This is a genomic window from Bacteroidales bacterium, from assembly GCA_021157585.1.
Lineage (GTDB): Bacteria > Bacteroidota > Bacteroidia > Bacteroidales > UBA12170 > UBA12170.
This window is the reverse complement of the sequence record JAGGWH010000161.1, coordinates 1-14,835: the sequence shown is the minus strand read 5'-3', so window position 1 is coordinate 14,835 and position 14,835 is coordinate 1. Positions and strand designations below refer to the sequence as shown.

General features: G+C 33.3%; 13 protein-coding genes and 1 rRNA gene. 7 read left to right on the top strand and 7 right to left on the bottom strand.

Translation table 11 applies throughout. The annotated features are described in order from the left end of the window. On the bottom strand, nucleotides 1–707 hold a 707-nt coding region (locus J7K39_11195; protein ID MCD6180456.1), incomplete at its 3' end, for a prephenate dehydrogenase/arogenate dehydrogenase family protein. A gap of 89 nt (nucleotides 708–796) precedes the next feature. After that, nucleotides 797–1,963 (bottom strand): aminotransferase class I/II-fold pyridoxal phosphate-dependent enzyme, encoded by a 1,167-nt coding sequence (locus tag J7K39_11190; protein ID MCD6180455.1) that lies wholly within the window; start codon nucleotides 1,961–1,963, stop codon nucleotides 797–799. Nucleotides 1,964–2,383: 420 nt separating this feature from the next. On the opposite strand from J7K39_11190, the gene J7K39_11185 reads away from it, so the two are divergent. From J7K39_11185 to J7K39_11170, 4 genes are read left to right on the top strand one after another with little or no spacing between them, the layout of a single operon-like run. Beyond that, on the top strand, nucleotides 2,384–2,827 hold the full coding sequence (locus J7K39_11185; GenBank protein MCD6180454.1) for a clan AA aspartic protease: 444 nt from the start codon (nucleotides 2,384–2,386) through the stop codon (nucleotides 2,825–2,827). A 9-nt stretch (nucleotides 2,828–2,836) separates the two neighbouring features. After that, a complete protein-coding gene (locus J7K39_11180; GenBank protein MCD6180453.1) occupies nucleotides 2,837–3,811 on the top strand; it encodes a hypothetical protein in 975 nt (324 codons plus the stop codon). Nucleotides 3,812–3,842: 31 nt separating this feature from the next. Beyond that, nucleotides 3,843–5,543, top strand: coding sequence for a T9SS type A sorting domain-containing protein (locus J7K39_11175; protein ID MCD6180452.1), 1,701 nt, complete (start codon nucleotides 3,843–3,845; stop codon nucleotides 5,541–5,543). Further along, complete coding sequence (locus J7K39_11170; protein MCD6180451.1) at nucleotides 5,543–6,637, top strand: DUF3089 domain-containing protein; 1,095 nt, start codon at nucleotides 5,543–5,545, stop codon at nucleotides 6,635–6,637. The genes J7K39_11175 and J7K39_11170 overlap by 1 nt, the downstream gene beginning before the upstream one ends. A 20-nt stretch (nucleotides 6,638–6,657) precedes the next feature. On the opposite strand, the gene J7K39_11165 is transcribed toward J7K39_11170, so the two are convergent. Genes J7K39_11165 through J7K39_11150 form a run of 4 tightly spaced genes read right to left on the bottom strand, consistent with a single transcriptional unit; the run spans nucleotide 6,658 to nucleotide 11,010 of the window. Continuing rightward, nucleotides 6,658–7,665, bottom strand: a complete 1,008-nt coding sequence (locus tag J7K39_11165) for a M28 family peptidase (GenBank protein MCD6180450.1) — start codon at nucleotides 7,663–7,665, stop codon at nucleotides 6,658–6,660. A 51-nt stretch (nucleotides 7,666–7,716) separates the two neighbouring features. Then, a complete protein-coding gene (locus tag J7K39_11160) occupies nucleotides 7,717–8,283 on the bottom strand; it encodes a nitroreductase family protein (GenBank protein MCD6180449.1) in 567 nt (188 codons plus the stop codon). A gap of 11 nt (nucleotides 8,284–8,294) precedes the next feature. Beyond that, complete coding sequence (locus J7K39_11155) at nucleotides 8,295–9,647, bottom strand: ATP-binding protein (protein MCD6180448.1); 1,353 nt, start codon at nucleotides 9,645–9,647, stop codon at nucleotides 8,295–8,297. Further along, nucleotides 9,637–11,010 (bottom strand): sigma-54-dependent Fis family transcriptional regulator, encoded by a 1,374-nt coding sequence (locus J7K39_11150; GenBank protein ID MCD6180447.1) that lies wholly within the window; start codon nucleotides 11,008–11,010, stop codon nucleotides 9,637–9,639. Before J7K39_11150 ends, J7K39_11155 begins: the two co-directional genes overlap by 11 nt. Nucleotides 11,011–11,242: 232 nt before the next feature. On the opposite strand from J7K39_11150, the gene J7K39_11145 reads away from it, so the two are divergent. From J7K39_11145 to J7K39_11135, 3 genes are read left to right on the top strand one after another with little or no spacing between them, the layout of a single operon-like run. Then, nucleotides 11,243–11,941 (top strand): ABC transporter ATP-binding protein, encoded by a 699-nt coding sequence (locus tag J7K39_11145; GenBank protein ID MCD6180446.1) that lies wholly within the window; start codon nucleotides 11,243–11,245, stop codon nucleotides 11,939–11,941. Nucleotides 11,942–11,955: 14 nt separating this feature from the next. Continuing rightward, nucleotides 11,956–12,222, top strand: coding sequence for a hypothetical protein (locus tag J7K39_11140; protein MCD6180445.1), 267 nt, complete (start codon nucleotides 11,956–11,958; stop codon nucleotides 12,220–12,222). Nucleotides 12,223–12,233: 11 nt separating this feature from the next. Next, nucleotides 12,234–14,681 carry an ABC transporter permease gene (locus tag J7K39_11135; GenBank protein ID MCD6180444.1) on the top strand — a complete coding sequence of 816 codons (2,448 nt, stop codon included), beginning with the start codon at nucleotides 12,234–12,236 and terminating at the stop codon, nucleotides 14,679–14,681. Nucleotides 14,682–14,732: 51 nt separating this feature from the next. Here the strand turns inward: J7K39_11135 and rrf are convergent. Further along, nucleotides 14,733–14,835: ribosomal RNA gene (gene rrf, locus J7K39_11130) — 5S ribosomal RNA — on the bottom strand; the annotation flags it as partial.

Sequence of the window (14,835 nt, the reverse complement as noted above, 5' to 3'; positions counted from 1 at the left end):
TCTTTATTCTGCAAGAAGATAGGATTCCACATTGCGGCAGAACTTCCTGCTAATCTAACTGTTGAAGCAAAACCACCTCCAGCAAGATTATAAATATTCCGTTCTTTATCTTCCACATTATAAGCTGTTAATGCTAAGGAAAAAGATAAAATATGCGAAAGATGTGAGAGGTAAGCCAAATCTTTGTCGTGCTCCTCAGCATCCATATAAATCAACTTCATATTTAGTGCTTTAAACAATAGCTTAACCAGATTCAATGGCATTCTTGCATTCTTTTCGGGATTACAAATAATGGCTACTTTATCGGTAAACAATTGCTCAAAAGAAGCAGCTGGCCCTGAATTCTCAATTCCTGCCATAGGGTGAGCAGCCACAAAATTCTGCCCTTTTGGATGCTTACTTGCCAACTCAACAATTTCCTTTTTTGTCGATCCCATATCCACCATAACTTGCTCATCAAGCTGATCCAAAAGCGCTGGCATGAGTTCCAATATTCCATCTACAGGAGTTGCTAAAATTATGATATCCGCTGCTTTTGCGCCTTCCAAAACTTCTGCTGCTCCATCAATAAGCTTATTTTCTAAACAGAACGAAAGGTTCTCAGCGGCTCTATCAAAACCTATAATCTCATCAGCAAATCCGCTAGTACGCAGACTTTTTGCTAATGATCCCCCAATTAATCCTAATCCAATTATAAATATATTCATGTGTTACTATTTTATTAATTCGGCCACATTGAACTCGCCTTCAAGCATAAACTCCAACGTCAATAAATTTAACATGGCTCGGTTCATTCCTATTTCTTTAAAATTCTGTTTAATGCTTCTGTTAAAGTTTTTTCATTATTGGCCAATGACAAGCGAATAAAACGCTCACCATTTTTCCCAAAAATAAAACCCGGTGTAATAAATACCTTTTTATTCTGTAAGATATCCTCACTAAAATCCTTGGCCGATTTTGCCTCTCTCGGGATTTTAGCCCAAACAAACATGCCTGTTGATTCCGGATCAAAGTCACAATTTAAAGCGCTGAGTATTTTTTTTGCAATTTCTTTTCTTTCTGAATACACAGTACGCTGAGTTTTATACCAATCTTCGGTATTCCTCAAAGCCGAGGCGGCAGCCAACTGAATGGGTTTAAACATTCCAGAATCCATATTGGACTTTACCTTAAGAATAGCTTGAATAAAATGAAAAGCAGCTCCAATCATTCCAACACGCCATCCCGCCATATTATGTGATTTACTCAAGGAATTTAATTCAATTGCAATTTCTTTAGCACCATCAACCGACAAGATACTCAAGGGTTTATCGGTACTTATCATACTGTATGGATTATCATTTACGATAAGAATTCTATGTTTCTTCCCAAAAGCTATTAACTGCTCAAAAAGCTTAATTGAAGCGGCTTTACCTGTTGGCATATTGGGATAATTAACCCACATCAATTTAACATTAGTCAAATCCATTTTTTCGAGATGATCAAAATCGGGACACCAGCCAAGCGATTCATTTAAATCATATTCTACAGCTTTCGCTTCACATAATGCAGCTACGGCTTTATAGGCTGGATATCCAGGGTCCGGGACCAAAACCTCATCGCCAGGATTTAAAAAAGCCAAAGAGATATGCATTATCCCTTCTTTAGATCCCAACAAAGGCAGAATCTCATTTTCTGGATTCAGATCAACCGCATAGAATTTCTTATACCAATCAGAAAAAGCATTTCTCAATTCAGGAATCCCTGTATAACTTTGGTATCCGTGGTTGGTGGGTTCACTTGCTGCTTGCATCAAGCCTTTAATTGTATTTTCAGAGGGAGAAAGATCGGGATTACCAATCCCTAAATTGATTACCGATTGCCCAGCAGCATTCATTTTCCGTATCTCAGCCAACTTAGTTGAAAAGTAATATTCGCTTACCGATTGAATCCTATTTGCTGGTTGTATTAATGTTGTATTCATTTTGTATTTCTAAAATTTTACTCAAAAAAAAAGCTCTACTCACGCAGAACTTCAGCTAATAATTAATTATGATGCCTCCGTCCTGTCAATAAAACAGATAATAATAGTTCCAGAAATAATAAAAGCTACTCCTAATCATTTTCATATTTTTTTGCATAAAAAAAAGTCCCAAATTTCTTTGGGACTCCTTTATAATTTATTTTTATTTAATTACACAAAGTATCCCGCTATGGTCTAATAAACCAATAAAAGAAATAACGATATGCATAAATTTTCATCATTGTGGCTACAAAAGTAGAATAGTTTTGGAAACTACCAAATGTTTTTTTTAATTTAATCGGCAACGATATAAAAGTTCTTAGAGATATGCTATTTTAATTACTTTTACTTGATAATTTTTTAAACATATATATTTCCAATATGCTATGTAAAATACCTTTTGAATTTATTTCTATTGAAGCAGACGGAGTACATCTAATACTCAGTGCTAAAATCAATCAGAAGCCTTGCCGATTACTGATTGATACAGGAGCCTCACGCACTGTTTTTGATCAAAATAGAATTTCATTATTTGTAAACGAACCTGAGATGCAAGAGAACCAACATCTCTCAACAGGCTTAGGAACCAACGATATGAAAAGCCATATTATTACTTTAGAAAATCTTGAAATTGGAGGTCTTTATTTAAAAAACTATATAAGTGTAATTATTGACATGAGTCATATCAACCAATCTTTTGAAACTTATGGTTTGCAGGTTATAGATGGAGTTATTGGAGGAGATATTTTACGCGATTATAAAGCAGAGATAGATTATAGGAAACAAGAACTTCGCCTTCGCGTTCCAAAGAAATTATTGAAATAAAAATAAATTATGATCCCAAAACAAAAAATAACGCACATTTATTGGATCTTACTCTTGTTTTTGCTCCTTACTTTCGGATGCAATACAAATAATGAAAAATCTATTAGCATCCAACAATTTATAAGTATTGAAGACATTTCTGCAGGCTCAGGAATTTGTAAAACGGAAGAAGGACTCTGGGTAATTGGTGATGACTCACCTTATCTGTATTTAATAGATGATAAAGGAGAAACGCAGGAAAAATATCTTTTATCAAAAATTCCATCTTCCGGACAAGAAAATTATTCTAAGAGTATAAAACCTGATTTTGAAGCTATGGATGTTTTCAACGATACACTTTTAATTATAGGATCAGGCAGTCAAGCGTTTACACGCGATACAGCTTATGTTTTTGATAGTAAAAACAGAAAACTACTTTTAAAAAAATCTTTGCATAATCTGTATCAAAAGTTTTATTTACAAGGCGATTTCCCTATTGGAAATAGTATTAACCTTGAAGGTTTAGCAAATGATGGTAAGTTTTTCTACTTTTTACAACGAGGAAATGTGTGTGGAAATAATAGGATATATTGTGTAAACAAAAAAGAAATGCTCAATTATCTTTTTAAAAAAGATTACCCTCTCCCCGATTTTACTTCTTATTTATTCAATCTTCCAGTTATAAATAATAACAAAAGTGGCTTCTCAGGAGCCTGTTATTCTCCTCAAGAAAATACGCTATATTTTACCATTTCGGTAGAAGAAACCAATGATGTTTATAATGACGGAGCAATCTTAGGTAGCTTTATTGGTAAGATAAAGCTGAATAATAAAATGGATAAAAAACTTGAATATTGGCCGATAAAAGATTCTTCAGAACAATTCGTAATTAGTAAAATAGAAACATTATATATTACCGAAGTCAACAGCTCCGAAATAATTTTTTTTGGGCTTAGTGATAACGATAATGGCAAAACAGGCTTTTACAAGCTTTTACTTCATTAGAAATTATTAATTTTGTAGCAAATCAATTATTATGAACTCTAAGAATTTTGTGCTCAATAGTATATCTAAGACTATTAAACTCTCCGTATTAACGCTTATGCTTAGCATATTAAGCATACAACTACAGGCTCAAATTAGTCGAGGTGGAAAACCGGCATCTTTTCGAATGGAAAAATTTGCAGATAATGAAAAGATTTATTCTCCAAGAACTCCTTTTTCTCCTCAAAAAAATGCAACTATTGAGAAACAATGTACTGCATACAAATTTGGACAAATACTAGATTTTAATCGGAAATTACAAGAGCCTGATTTTGGAAAAAAGATAATTGATTCTAATGGTAATACTATTTGGAGGGCAACAATTACATCAAAAAATGCTTTAGCTTTAGGCTTGTATTTTTCTGATTTCTATTTACCAAAAGGAGCAAAATTATTTGTATACTCTCCTGATAAAAAGCAAGTTATTGGTTCTTTTACCGATTTAAATAATTCCAAAACAGGAATGTTTGCTACCGAATTAATTTATGGTGATAAATTAGTAATTGAATACAACGAGCCTGCTAATGTCGCCGGTTTAGGTCATTTTACCATTGATGAAGTATTGCATGCTTATCGTGGTGTTAGCAACTTAAAAAGCACAAGTGGATTTGGAGACTCAGGTGGCTGCGAAGTAAATGTAAAATGTTCGGAAGGAACCGATTATGAAAAACAGATAAATTCAGTCGTTCGCCTTTTAATTAAAGAAGGAAGTTCCTCCTACTGGTGTACAGGAAGTGTAATAAATAATGTAGAAAACGATAGAACACCATATATTTTAACTGCAGACCATTGTGCTACTGACGCTTCATCAAGTGATTTGAATCAATGGATTATTTATTTTAATTACCAATCGGCTACCTGCGATAACCCAATTGATGAACCAAATTCAAACACCATGACAGGAGCTACAAAAATTGCTGCCAGCTCAAATTCCGGAACTATGGGCTCTGATTTTTATTTGGTTTTGCTTCAACAGAATATTCCGGTAGAATACAATGCTTATTTTATGGGTTGGGACAGAACCGGAGATGGTAGTACAAATGGAGTTACTATTCACCATCCTCAAGGCGATATTAAAAAAATATCGACCTATACTTCTGATTTGCTAAGCGCAACCTATTCAAGTGGTGGCTATGTTGGCTCTGAAAACGGATCTTGGGAGGTAGTTTGGAGTGCAACAGAAAATGGACATGGAGTAACAGAAGGAGGTTCTTCCGGCTCTCCTATTTATTCGCAGGATGGTTTTTTAATAGGTACATTAACGGGTGGTTGGGCTTCTTGTACCGAACTGACATCGGAAGATTATTATGGTAAATTCGATTACCATTGGGATAAAAACGGAAGTACTGATAATACACAATTAAAGCCTTGGCTGGATCCGAACGACACAGGTGCTTTGTTCTTATCTGGTGTTCCTGTTGGGATTAAAGAAGAAGCAAAAATACAGGATGAATTTTTCAGCCTTTTTCCCAATCCCTCAAACGGACAAATTGTATTACGATTTAATGAATCTACTAATGGCAAAACCTATACTATTCGTATTAGCAATATGTTAGGACAATCGGTTTATCAAAATAAATTTGTAATCAACTATAAATTAGACTTAAATTTACAATACCTCCAAAAAGGGATTTATTTCTTTGAAGTTGAAGGCAACGGACAAAGACAAACACAAAAAATAATTATTCGTTAATGAATAATTTTGGCAAAATAAGCTATCTGCTTTTATCAATTCTTTTCGTTAGTTGTAATGCTTCTGATAAGATAGCCCGTATTGCCATAAAAAAAATTAAGCCAAAATACAGTTTCACACTCGATAGTGTTCCCAAAGCGCCAAACTACAATAACCCTAATGCTTGGACTTATATTCCGGAAAAAAACGAATATGAAGCCGATGTGTTTTACATACATCCTTCAACCTTTTTTGTGAATACAAACTGGAATCAACCCATGGATTTTAAAGCCATAAATGATTTAACATATTATGTCATTTTTGCTAATCAAGCCTCTGCTTTTTTAGATGTTGCTAATGTGTACGCTCCCCTTTATCGCCAAGCAAATTTTTATGCTTTTCTTGATTTAAAAGCAGACGGTAAAAAAGCACTTGATTTGGCTTATCAAGATGTTAAAGCTGCTTTTGATTATTATTTTGAGAATTTTAATCACGGTCGACCGTTTATTCTAGCAGGGCATAGTCAAGGCAGCTACCTAGGAAAAGAGCTTTTAAAATACATCAATAAAAACGAAAGTATGCGTGCCCAATTTGTGACAGCCTATTTCATTGGTTGGCCCATAACTGATGATTATTTAAGTGAACTCGGGAATATTGGAATGTGCCAAGGCAGCACCGAAACTGGATGCATTAATAGTTGGAATACGCAACGAAGTTTTGCTTTTAAATCTTTTGCCGTAAAAAAAACGCAAGTAACCAATCCTTTATCTTGGGAGAATAAAGATGTAAATATCAATCAAGAATATAATTTAGGTGCTTTTTTTATTGAAAATCCGAATTTTGAGTTCAATCAGAAAAGTTTATTTAGTGGAAATATAAATTTCCCCGATGATTTTACGAATAGCAATGATACAATCATCATCCCTAAGTTCATCAATGCCAATACCAAAAAAGGAGTTATTGTTGTTGATAAGCCATCCAATCAAAAGGATTTAGTAATGTTCTTAAAGGCAGGTAATTATCATCTTTATGATTATAATTTCTTTTATTTTAATATTCGAGAAAATGCAAGAATCAGAATAAGAGAGTTTCTTAAAGACAAGTTGAAAAAGTGATAAATCATTAATAAAACCCCTTATCTCTCCCTATAAATTACTTCTGTAATTACTTGTCCTACTACTTTTAAAGTTTCCTTGTCAATATTTTCTATATTATCTTTAAGGGTATGCCAATGCTTGTAAAATCCATAGGGAGAATCAGGATCATACTGAATAATATCAATAGTTGGGATATTGGCATCTCTGTTAACAAAATAATGATCATCCAGTACACTAAAACCTTTTTCCAACACAAAATAATCACCGTATCCTGCAGTAGCAGCAATTTTCCACACTTTCTTTACAATATGAGGAGCATAAAGCATAGAAAAATCTTCCATATAAAAAACAGCATCTTTTGCTCCAACCATATCGAGCAGAATTCCATACTGAGCATTATAATCAATTAGATGTGGGTTTAACGACCAATATTGAGATCCTAAAGCCCAAGTTTCTTCAGAATTGGAAGTACGTGAGGCAAATTCGGGTGTACCATAATCTTCTAAATCAAATAAAACAATATCCACACCTATTTCAGGTTTTTGTATTTGCATCTGCCTTGCCATTTCAATTAAAATACCTACTCCACTTGCTCCGTCATTAGCACCATCGATAGGAGTGTGATAATTAGCTTCATCCGGATCATGATCGGCATAGGGACGAGAATCCCAATGCGAAGAGAGAAATATTCGCTTTTCCTTATCTAAATTAAAACTGGCGATAATATTTTTTCCATTCAAAAGTGTAGCGTCGTATGCACGCGACTGAAATTCCTGAACCACCACTGTATCGGCATATTGAGCAAGCTTGTTTATCAAATATTCACCTGCTTTAGAATGAGCTTCTGTATTAGGCACTCTTGGTCCAAAACCTGTTTGAGCTGCCACATAAACATAAGCTGAATCGCCATTAAAAATCGGAACTTGAACTTCAAGAGCGTCTGATTGTTGTATTTGATTCGTCTTTTTCTGTGCTTTTTTACCATTTTCACAGGAAGAAAAAGCAAATATCACCATCATTAAAAAAAAGAAAGTATATTTTTTCATAATCAGATCATTTTTTTTACAAAGTTAAAAAAGCAAACTAACTAAGATGAATTATAAATCGTTTAAAAGAAAATCTTTTTGATGCATCCTTATTGGCTCTGCCATTTCCATTTTCCGTATATCCTCAGGAAGAGAATCAACACCTCCAATATAGCCAAGAGCAGTTACGCTAAATGCCACAATCTCTTCACCTAATCCAAAAAGTTTATTGGCTTTTGATACATCAAAGCCCGTCATTTGATGAATATATAATCCCTGATTAATCGCCTCTAACGAATAATGAGCAACAGCTTGTCCCAAATCATACTGAGCTGTTTGGTTGTGTTTTCCATTACGGCTAAGATTTATTCTATAACAATTCAGAATTAAAACAGGCGCTTTTTTTGCCCACATCTGATTAAACTCAACTAATGTATCCATTATATTTTGATAACTTTCTTCGCCCTTATAAGCTACAAGAAATCGCCAAGGCTGTTCATTAAAAGCAGATGCAGACCAACGAGCAGCCTCCATAATACTATGAAGTTTATCCTTTTCAACAATCTTATCAGAGAATGCTCGCGGACTCCAGCGGTTTTTACTCAGTACATTAATTGGATAATTTATTTCTTTTATCATAAGAATTTTATTTAGAAAATAAGCGTAAAAACACTTCCCTTTGCTGTGATTGACTTTACCTGAATACTGCCTTTATGCATATGCATAATTTGACGAGAAAGGCTAAGACCAATACCTGATCCATCTTTTTTGGAAGTAAAGAAAGGCATAAATATTTTATCTAATAAGTCAGGTTTTATTCCTTTTCCATTATCAGCAATTTCTATTATAACACGATTATTTCTATTAAAGCGTGAAATTATCTTAATCTCAGGATTGGCACTGTCTTTAAGTGCTTGAATTGCATTCAGAACTAAATTGATAAGTACCTGCTCAAGCAAATCAGGATCGGCTGTTAGATGAAGAGTTTCGGGTAAGATATTATATGAAAAAGTAATGCCATTTTCTTTTAACTGAGCAGCAAAAAGCTGCTCTACATTTTGAATTAAATCGGATACAAGAATACTCCTGAAATTTGGCTTTGGTATTCTGGTTAAATTACGATAAATCTCTACAAAATTTAATAATCCCTGACTTCTTTTACCGATTGTTTCCAATGCCAACTTTACGTTTTCCTTTTCATCAGTATTTAGATTTTTCATCTCCAAGCTTAAAGGTTCCTCATCAAATATCATTTGATTTACAGTAGTTGTTAATGATGATATTGGGGTAATAGAATTCATTATCTCATGAGTTAATACTCTAATCAAATTTTGCCACGACTCTATTTCCTTTGCTTCTAGCTCAGCGTGAATATCTTGAAAACTCACCAATAAATATTCTTCACCTTGCTTTTTAAATTCGGTAGCAACAACTGCCAATTGTAAGACTTCATCCTCTTTCAATAATTTGATAAGAATAGAATCTCCCGCTTTTATATTTAAAAGTTGATGTGTAATACTTTCGTCTATACTGCTAAGCTGCCGAATATGATTAAAATTATTTATCCCAAAAAGACGTTTTATAGCATTATTTACAATATCAACCTCACCATCTTTCCTATAAGCAATGATACCGGTGTTTATATGCTGAATAACTGTTTGCAGATAGTTATATTGTATTTCTTTTTCAGCTCGTGTATTTTTAAACAACCGTATTACCTCATTAAATGAAGCATTTAAATGCTCAAATGTTTTACCATTAATATTTACAGAAAATGTAGTGGTAAAATCATTATATCTAATGCTATCAAGAAATTTACTTAACCGACGATTACTTTGTTCTGTATAATATATTAAAAGATAGGTTTGAACCACCAATAAAACCACTAAAGACCACAACGTTATAAAATTGCTCTTAGTGTAAAAATAAACTAAAAGTAGAGTATTTAAAAGAATTAAAAACACCCGAAAAATAATGACCAAACGAAAATTTTTATAAATCATATTTTTCTATTCGCCTGTAAAGAGACGCTCTTGTTAACCCTAATTCTTTTGAAGCTTTAGAAATATTACCGCCATATTTATCAATTACTTTTCTAATTAGAATTCTTTCTGTCTCCTGCAGATTTAAGTTCTCGGCATTTAGTAAGGCACCTTTCTGTATGGGTTTAGCCAAAAAGAAATCGTGTGCTTGAAGTGTAGATTCTTCGGACATAATTACTGCCCTTTCAACCGAATGCTGTAATTCACGAATATTTCCGGGCCAATTATGCTTTTTGAGCCTTTTTATAGCAGCAACGCTAACTCTTTTCTTTGGTAAACGGTATTTCTTCACATATATGCCCAAAAAGTGCTCTACTAAATCAGGGATATCTTCTTCTCTTTCTCGAAGCGGAGGAATCTGAATCTCCACAGTATTAACCCTATACAATAAATCCTGACGAAATTTACCTTCATCAACCATTTCATACAGCGACATATTAGTGGCGCATATCACTCTTACATCAATTGGGATTTCAATATGTGTTCCAAGACGTACGACTTTTCTATTTTGTAAAACGCTTAACAATTTAGATTGAAGGCTATAACTTAAGTTCCCTATTTCGTCTAAAAAAATAGTTCCTCCCGAGGCTGCTTCAAACCTGCCTGCACGATCTTCTTTAGCATCGGTAAAAGCTCCTTTTTTATAACCAAAAAGTTCACTTTCAAAAAGCGATTCGGTAATGGCACCCAAATCTACCGATATAAACACTTCATTTTTACGTTCTGAAATCCTATGAATTGCACGCGCAACAAGTTCTTTGCCGGTTCCGTTTTCGCCAAGTAACAAAACATTTGCGTCTGTTTGAGCTACTTTTTTAACAGTATTCAAAACTTTCTGAATAATATTAGAATGCCCAATAATATCTTTAAATGGAGAATCCATATCAGAAATCAATTGCTTTTGCTTATCACGAAGTTTAGCCAATTCCTTTTTCGATTCCCGAACTTGTAAGTTCGCCGTAATCTCGGCAAGTAACTTCTGATTATCCCAAGGTTTAAGAATAAAATTTGTAGCTCCTTCTTTTATCCCTTGTACTGCCATTTCTATATCGCCATAGCCTGTAATAAAAATAATAACGGCTGCAGGATCTATTTCTAAAGCACGATTCAACCAATAAAATCCTTCTTGTCCACTCGTCGCATCACGCGAAAAATTCATATCCAGCAAAATAATGTCATAGTTATCCATACGCATCAAATTAGGTAGTTGCTCCGGATTTACTTCGGTATGTACCGAAGTAAAATATTGACTTAATAACAGTTTTGCTGCCAAAAGCACATCTCTATCATCATCAATTACCAAAATTTTTGCTTGAGTTTTCATAAATTTTAATCGAATTTTGTCCGTAAATGTACAAAAAACCGACCATTATCGAACATATTTTAACAGATATATAACAAGAATATCAACTTTACGTACTGAATATCTGATAGATAAAAACTCGGCATAATTTATGTGAAATTATATTGTCGGTAATAAAAAGTAATATATAAACTCTTAAATCTTTACATAAAATATTATTCCCTAAATTAGTCGGATTAAAATGGACAAAGAAATGCTTAAAACATCTGGCTTAACTAAAATATACCGTAATGCTGAAGTAGAAACACGTGCCTTACAAGATGTAAGTCTTGAGGTAAAAGAGGGCGAATTTGTTGCTATTATGGGTCCCTCAGGCTGTGGGAAAACTACTTTACTTAATATTTTAGGTTTACTCGATAATCCCAGTATGGGGACTTACGAATTTTTAGGAGAGGAAACATCTAAATTCAAAGAAAAAAAACGCGCTAAACTTCGTAAAAATAATTTGGGTTACATTTTTCAAAACTTTAATTTAATTGATGAATTAAATGTTTTTGAAAACGTTGAATTACCTCTAATTTATATGGGACTTAAACCTAAAGAAAGAAAAAAACGCACTTTATCTACCTTAGAAAAAATGCATATTTTGCATCGTAAACATCATTTTCCACAACAATTAAGTGGTGGTCAACAACAGAGAGTTGCCGTTGCGCGAGCAGTTGTTGGGTATCCAAAACTTATTTTGGCAGACGAACCAACTGGAAATTTAGACTCAGTTCATGGAGAAGATGTTATGCGTACTTTAAACGATTTAAATAAAGAAGGCACTACTATCATTATGGTAACTCACTCTCAAAGAGATGCTTCATATGCAAATAGAATTATTCGTTTATTTGATGGTCAAATTATTAACGAGAATATATTACAGAGTTTTACTACAAAAACTATTTAATAAACGATTCTATTATGCCGAAAGAAATTAAAATACTACTTCCCGATTCGTCTGCCAATGAAATTTTTGACATCCTTATTAAAGGATCATACAATAAAAATATACCCTCTTATCGATTTGAAATATGGGACTTAGAAAAAGATAATCCAGATAATTTATTAGCAGCCAACTTTATAATACAGAAAATCAAAACCATAGAAAAAGATTGGATAATAGCAGAAGTATTTAAAGAGGAAAATAAAAAAATTCCAATTTTACTCAAGCAAAAACTAAATAATTAAGGCTTTTTCTTATGCTTAAAAATATTGTTAAAACAACAAGCCGCTTTTTACTCAGAAATAAGGTGTATTCCATTATCAATATTTTTGGTTTGGCACTTGGACTGGCAACAAGTATCTTAATATTTCTGTACATTAACGACGAATTAAGCTATGATAAGTTCCACAAAGATTATGAACGTATTTTTCGTATTCAAGAAGAATATAAGTGGAAAGATAAAAATCATCTTTGGGCTACTACTGAAGGTAATTTAGGATACGACTTAAATGTAAATCACAGCAATCTTGCAAACACATGCAGAATTCTGGATATTTTCAATCCACCTTATCTGTATGCCAATGGAAATAGTGCATATGAAAAGCGCATGATATATGCCGATTCTACATTTTTAGATGTTTTTTCATTTCCTTTAATACATAAGCAGAAAGGCTCACTTCTTGGTTCAGCAGATCAAATTATGATCTCAAATAAAATAGCCAACCAGCTTTTCGGGAACACTTTAGCAGTAGGGAATAAAGTGGAAGTTGATGATAAAGAATATACTATTTCAGCTGTCTTTAAAAACATTCCTACCAATTCACATTTTCATTTTGATGTTGTTTTTTCTATGATGAAGCTACATCAAGAATGGAATAAAGTAGATTCTACCGGACCAATGGTATTCTATACTTATATCAAAGCTCACAGCTTAAAACAAGGAAAAGAATTACAAGCATATCTGCAAAACAAAATGGATGAAAGCTTACAGAAATTCTTACAAAAAGACACCGCAACACATCGCTTTGCCGGACTTGAAGGAAAAATCCTTTTTATCCCAATTAGTGATATCCACCTTAAAAGCCATGCCGAAAAAGAATTAGAAAATAATGGAAATTTTGAATACATTATTATATACATAACTATTGGTTTGTTTATCTTAATCCTAGCCGCTATCAACTACACTAATCTAGCAACAGCAAGCTCTATAAAAAGATCGAAAGAAATTGGCATAAGAAAGGTAATGGGAGCTAATACAGGAAGTATCTTTCTGCAATTTATCAGCGAATCATTTGCTTTGGTTTTAGCCTCTTTATTAATTTCGTTAGTTGTAGTTGAACTAAGCTTTCCTTATTTTAACGATTTCGTCGGTAAAAACCTTAGACTTAGTCAATTATTAGAAAAAGACAGTATAATATATCTACTCACAGTTATTATTGGGTTGGGTATACTCTCCGGACTTTATCCTTCGGCTTTTATGTCACGTTATAAAACCAGTAGGATTTTAGCAACAAAAATAAATGCAGGAAAAAATGATATGCTAAACTTAGTTTTGCGAAGAATTTTAGTAGTCTCTCAATTCACAATAAGTATTTTCTTGACTATCACGGCCTTAACAGTTGCTAAGCAGCTTCAATTCATTCAAAATACTGATATTGGCTTTAATAAAAAACAAGTTGTTGTTTTACCACTATCAGGACAAAGTAATATCAAATATATTCCAAAACTAAAAGATGAACTCCTTCAACTTGAAGGCGTTGAATCTGTTTCTGCAAGCTCAAATATACCCGGCGAACGTTTTGGAGTTTATGGAGTACGTGTGCCTGCACTTAGAAAAATGTCTGACAATAAAAAAATTAAAAACGACCGTATGGGGGTTCGTATGCTTTGTGCCGATCATGATTTTTTAAATGCTTTTGGTTTAGAAATGGTTGAGGGAAGAACCTTCTCAGATAATGACACTTCCGATTCTCTAAATGCATTTATTATTAATGAATCTGCAGTTGCAAAATATAATCTAAAAAATCCTGTAGGAAAGAAAATGATATTTAGTTACGCACTGAAAGAACCCAAAATAGGAACTATAATAGGAGTTGTGAAAGATTTTCATTACGCCTCATTTCATACCGAAATAGACCCTCTTATGATTCACATATTTCCAACATTTTATAAATACTTAATAATTAAAATATCAGCCGAAAATTTAAACACAACCCTTGTAGAAATAGAAAAAACATGGAAGAACTATTTACCAAAAGCTCCTTTTTCATACTCTTTTTTAGATAAAACCTACGATAATATATACTCCAGCGATAAAAGAATGGGAAATGTGTTTTACTATTTTACTTTTATTGCATTACTATTGGCTGGGATGGGATTATACGGATTAGCTGCTTTTATTACAGAGCAACGAAGTTCCGAAATAAGTATTCGAAAAATTCTTGGAGCATCCTCAGGAAAGATAATGCTAACTCTTTCCAAAGAATTTACAATATTAATAATAATTGCCAATTTAATTGCTTGGCTTCCTGCTTGGTTCTTCTTGAAAAATTGGCTTAGTGATTTTGCTATTAAGATTGATCTAGGATTACAGGGATTCATTTTAGCTGCTCTATTTTCATTAATTATAGGTTTATTAACAATAAGCATAAAAACTTATATAGCAGCTAAGGCCAATCCTGTAGACATATTAAAAACAGATTAAAAAGGCAAAAAAAAGCCCCACATCCAAAGGAAAAGGGGCGATTTTAAAAAAGGGAGGCGACGACTTACTCTCCCACCTGTTAGGGCAGTACCATCAGCGCAGGCAGGCTTAACTTCTCTGTTCGGAATGGGAAGAGGTGAACCCTACCGCCATA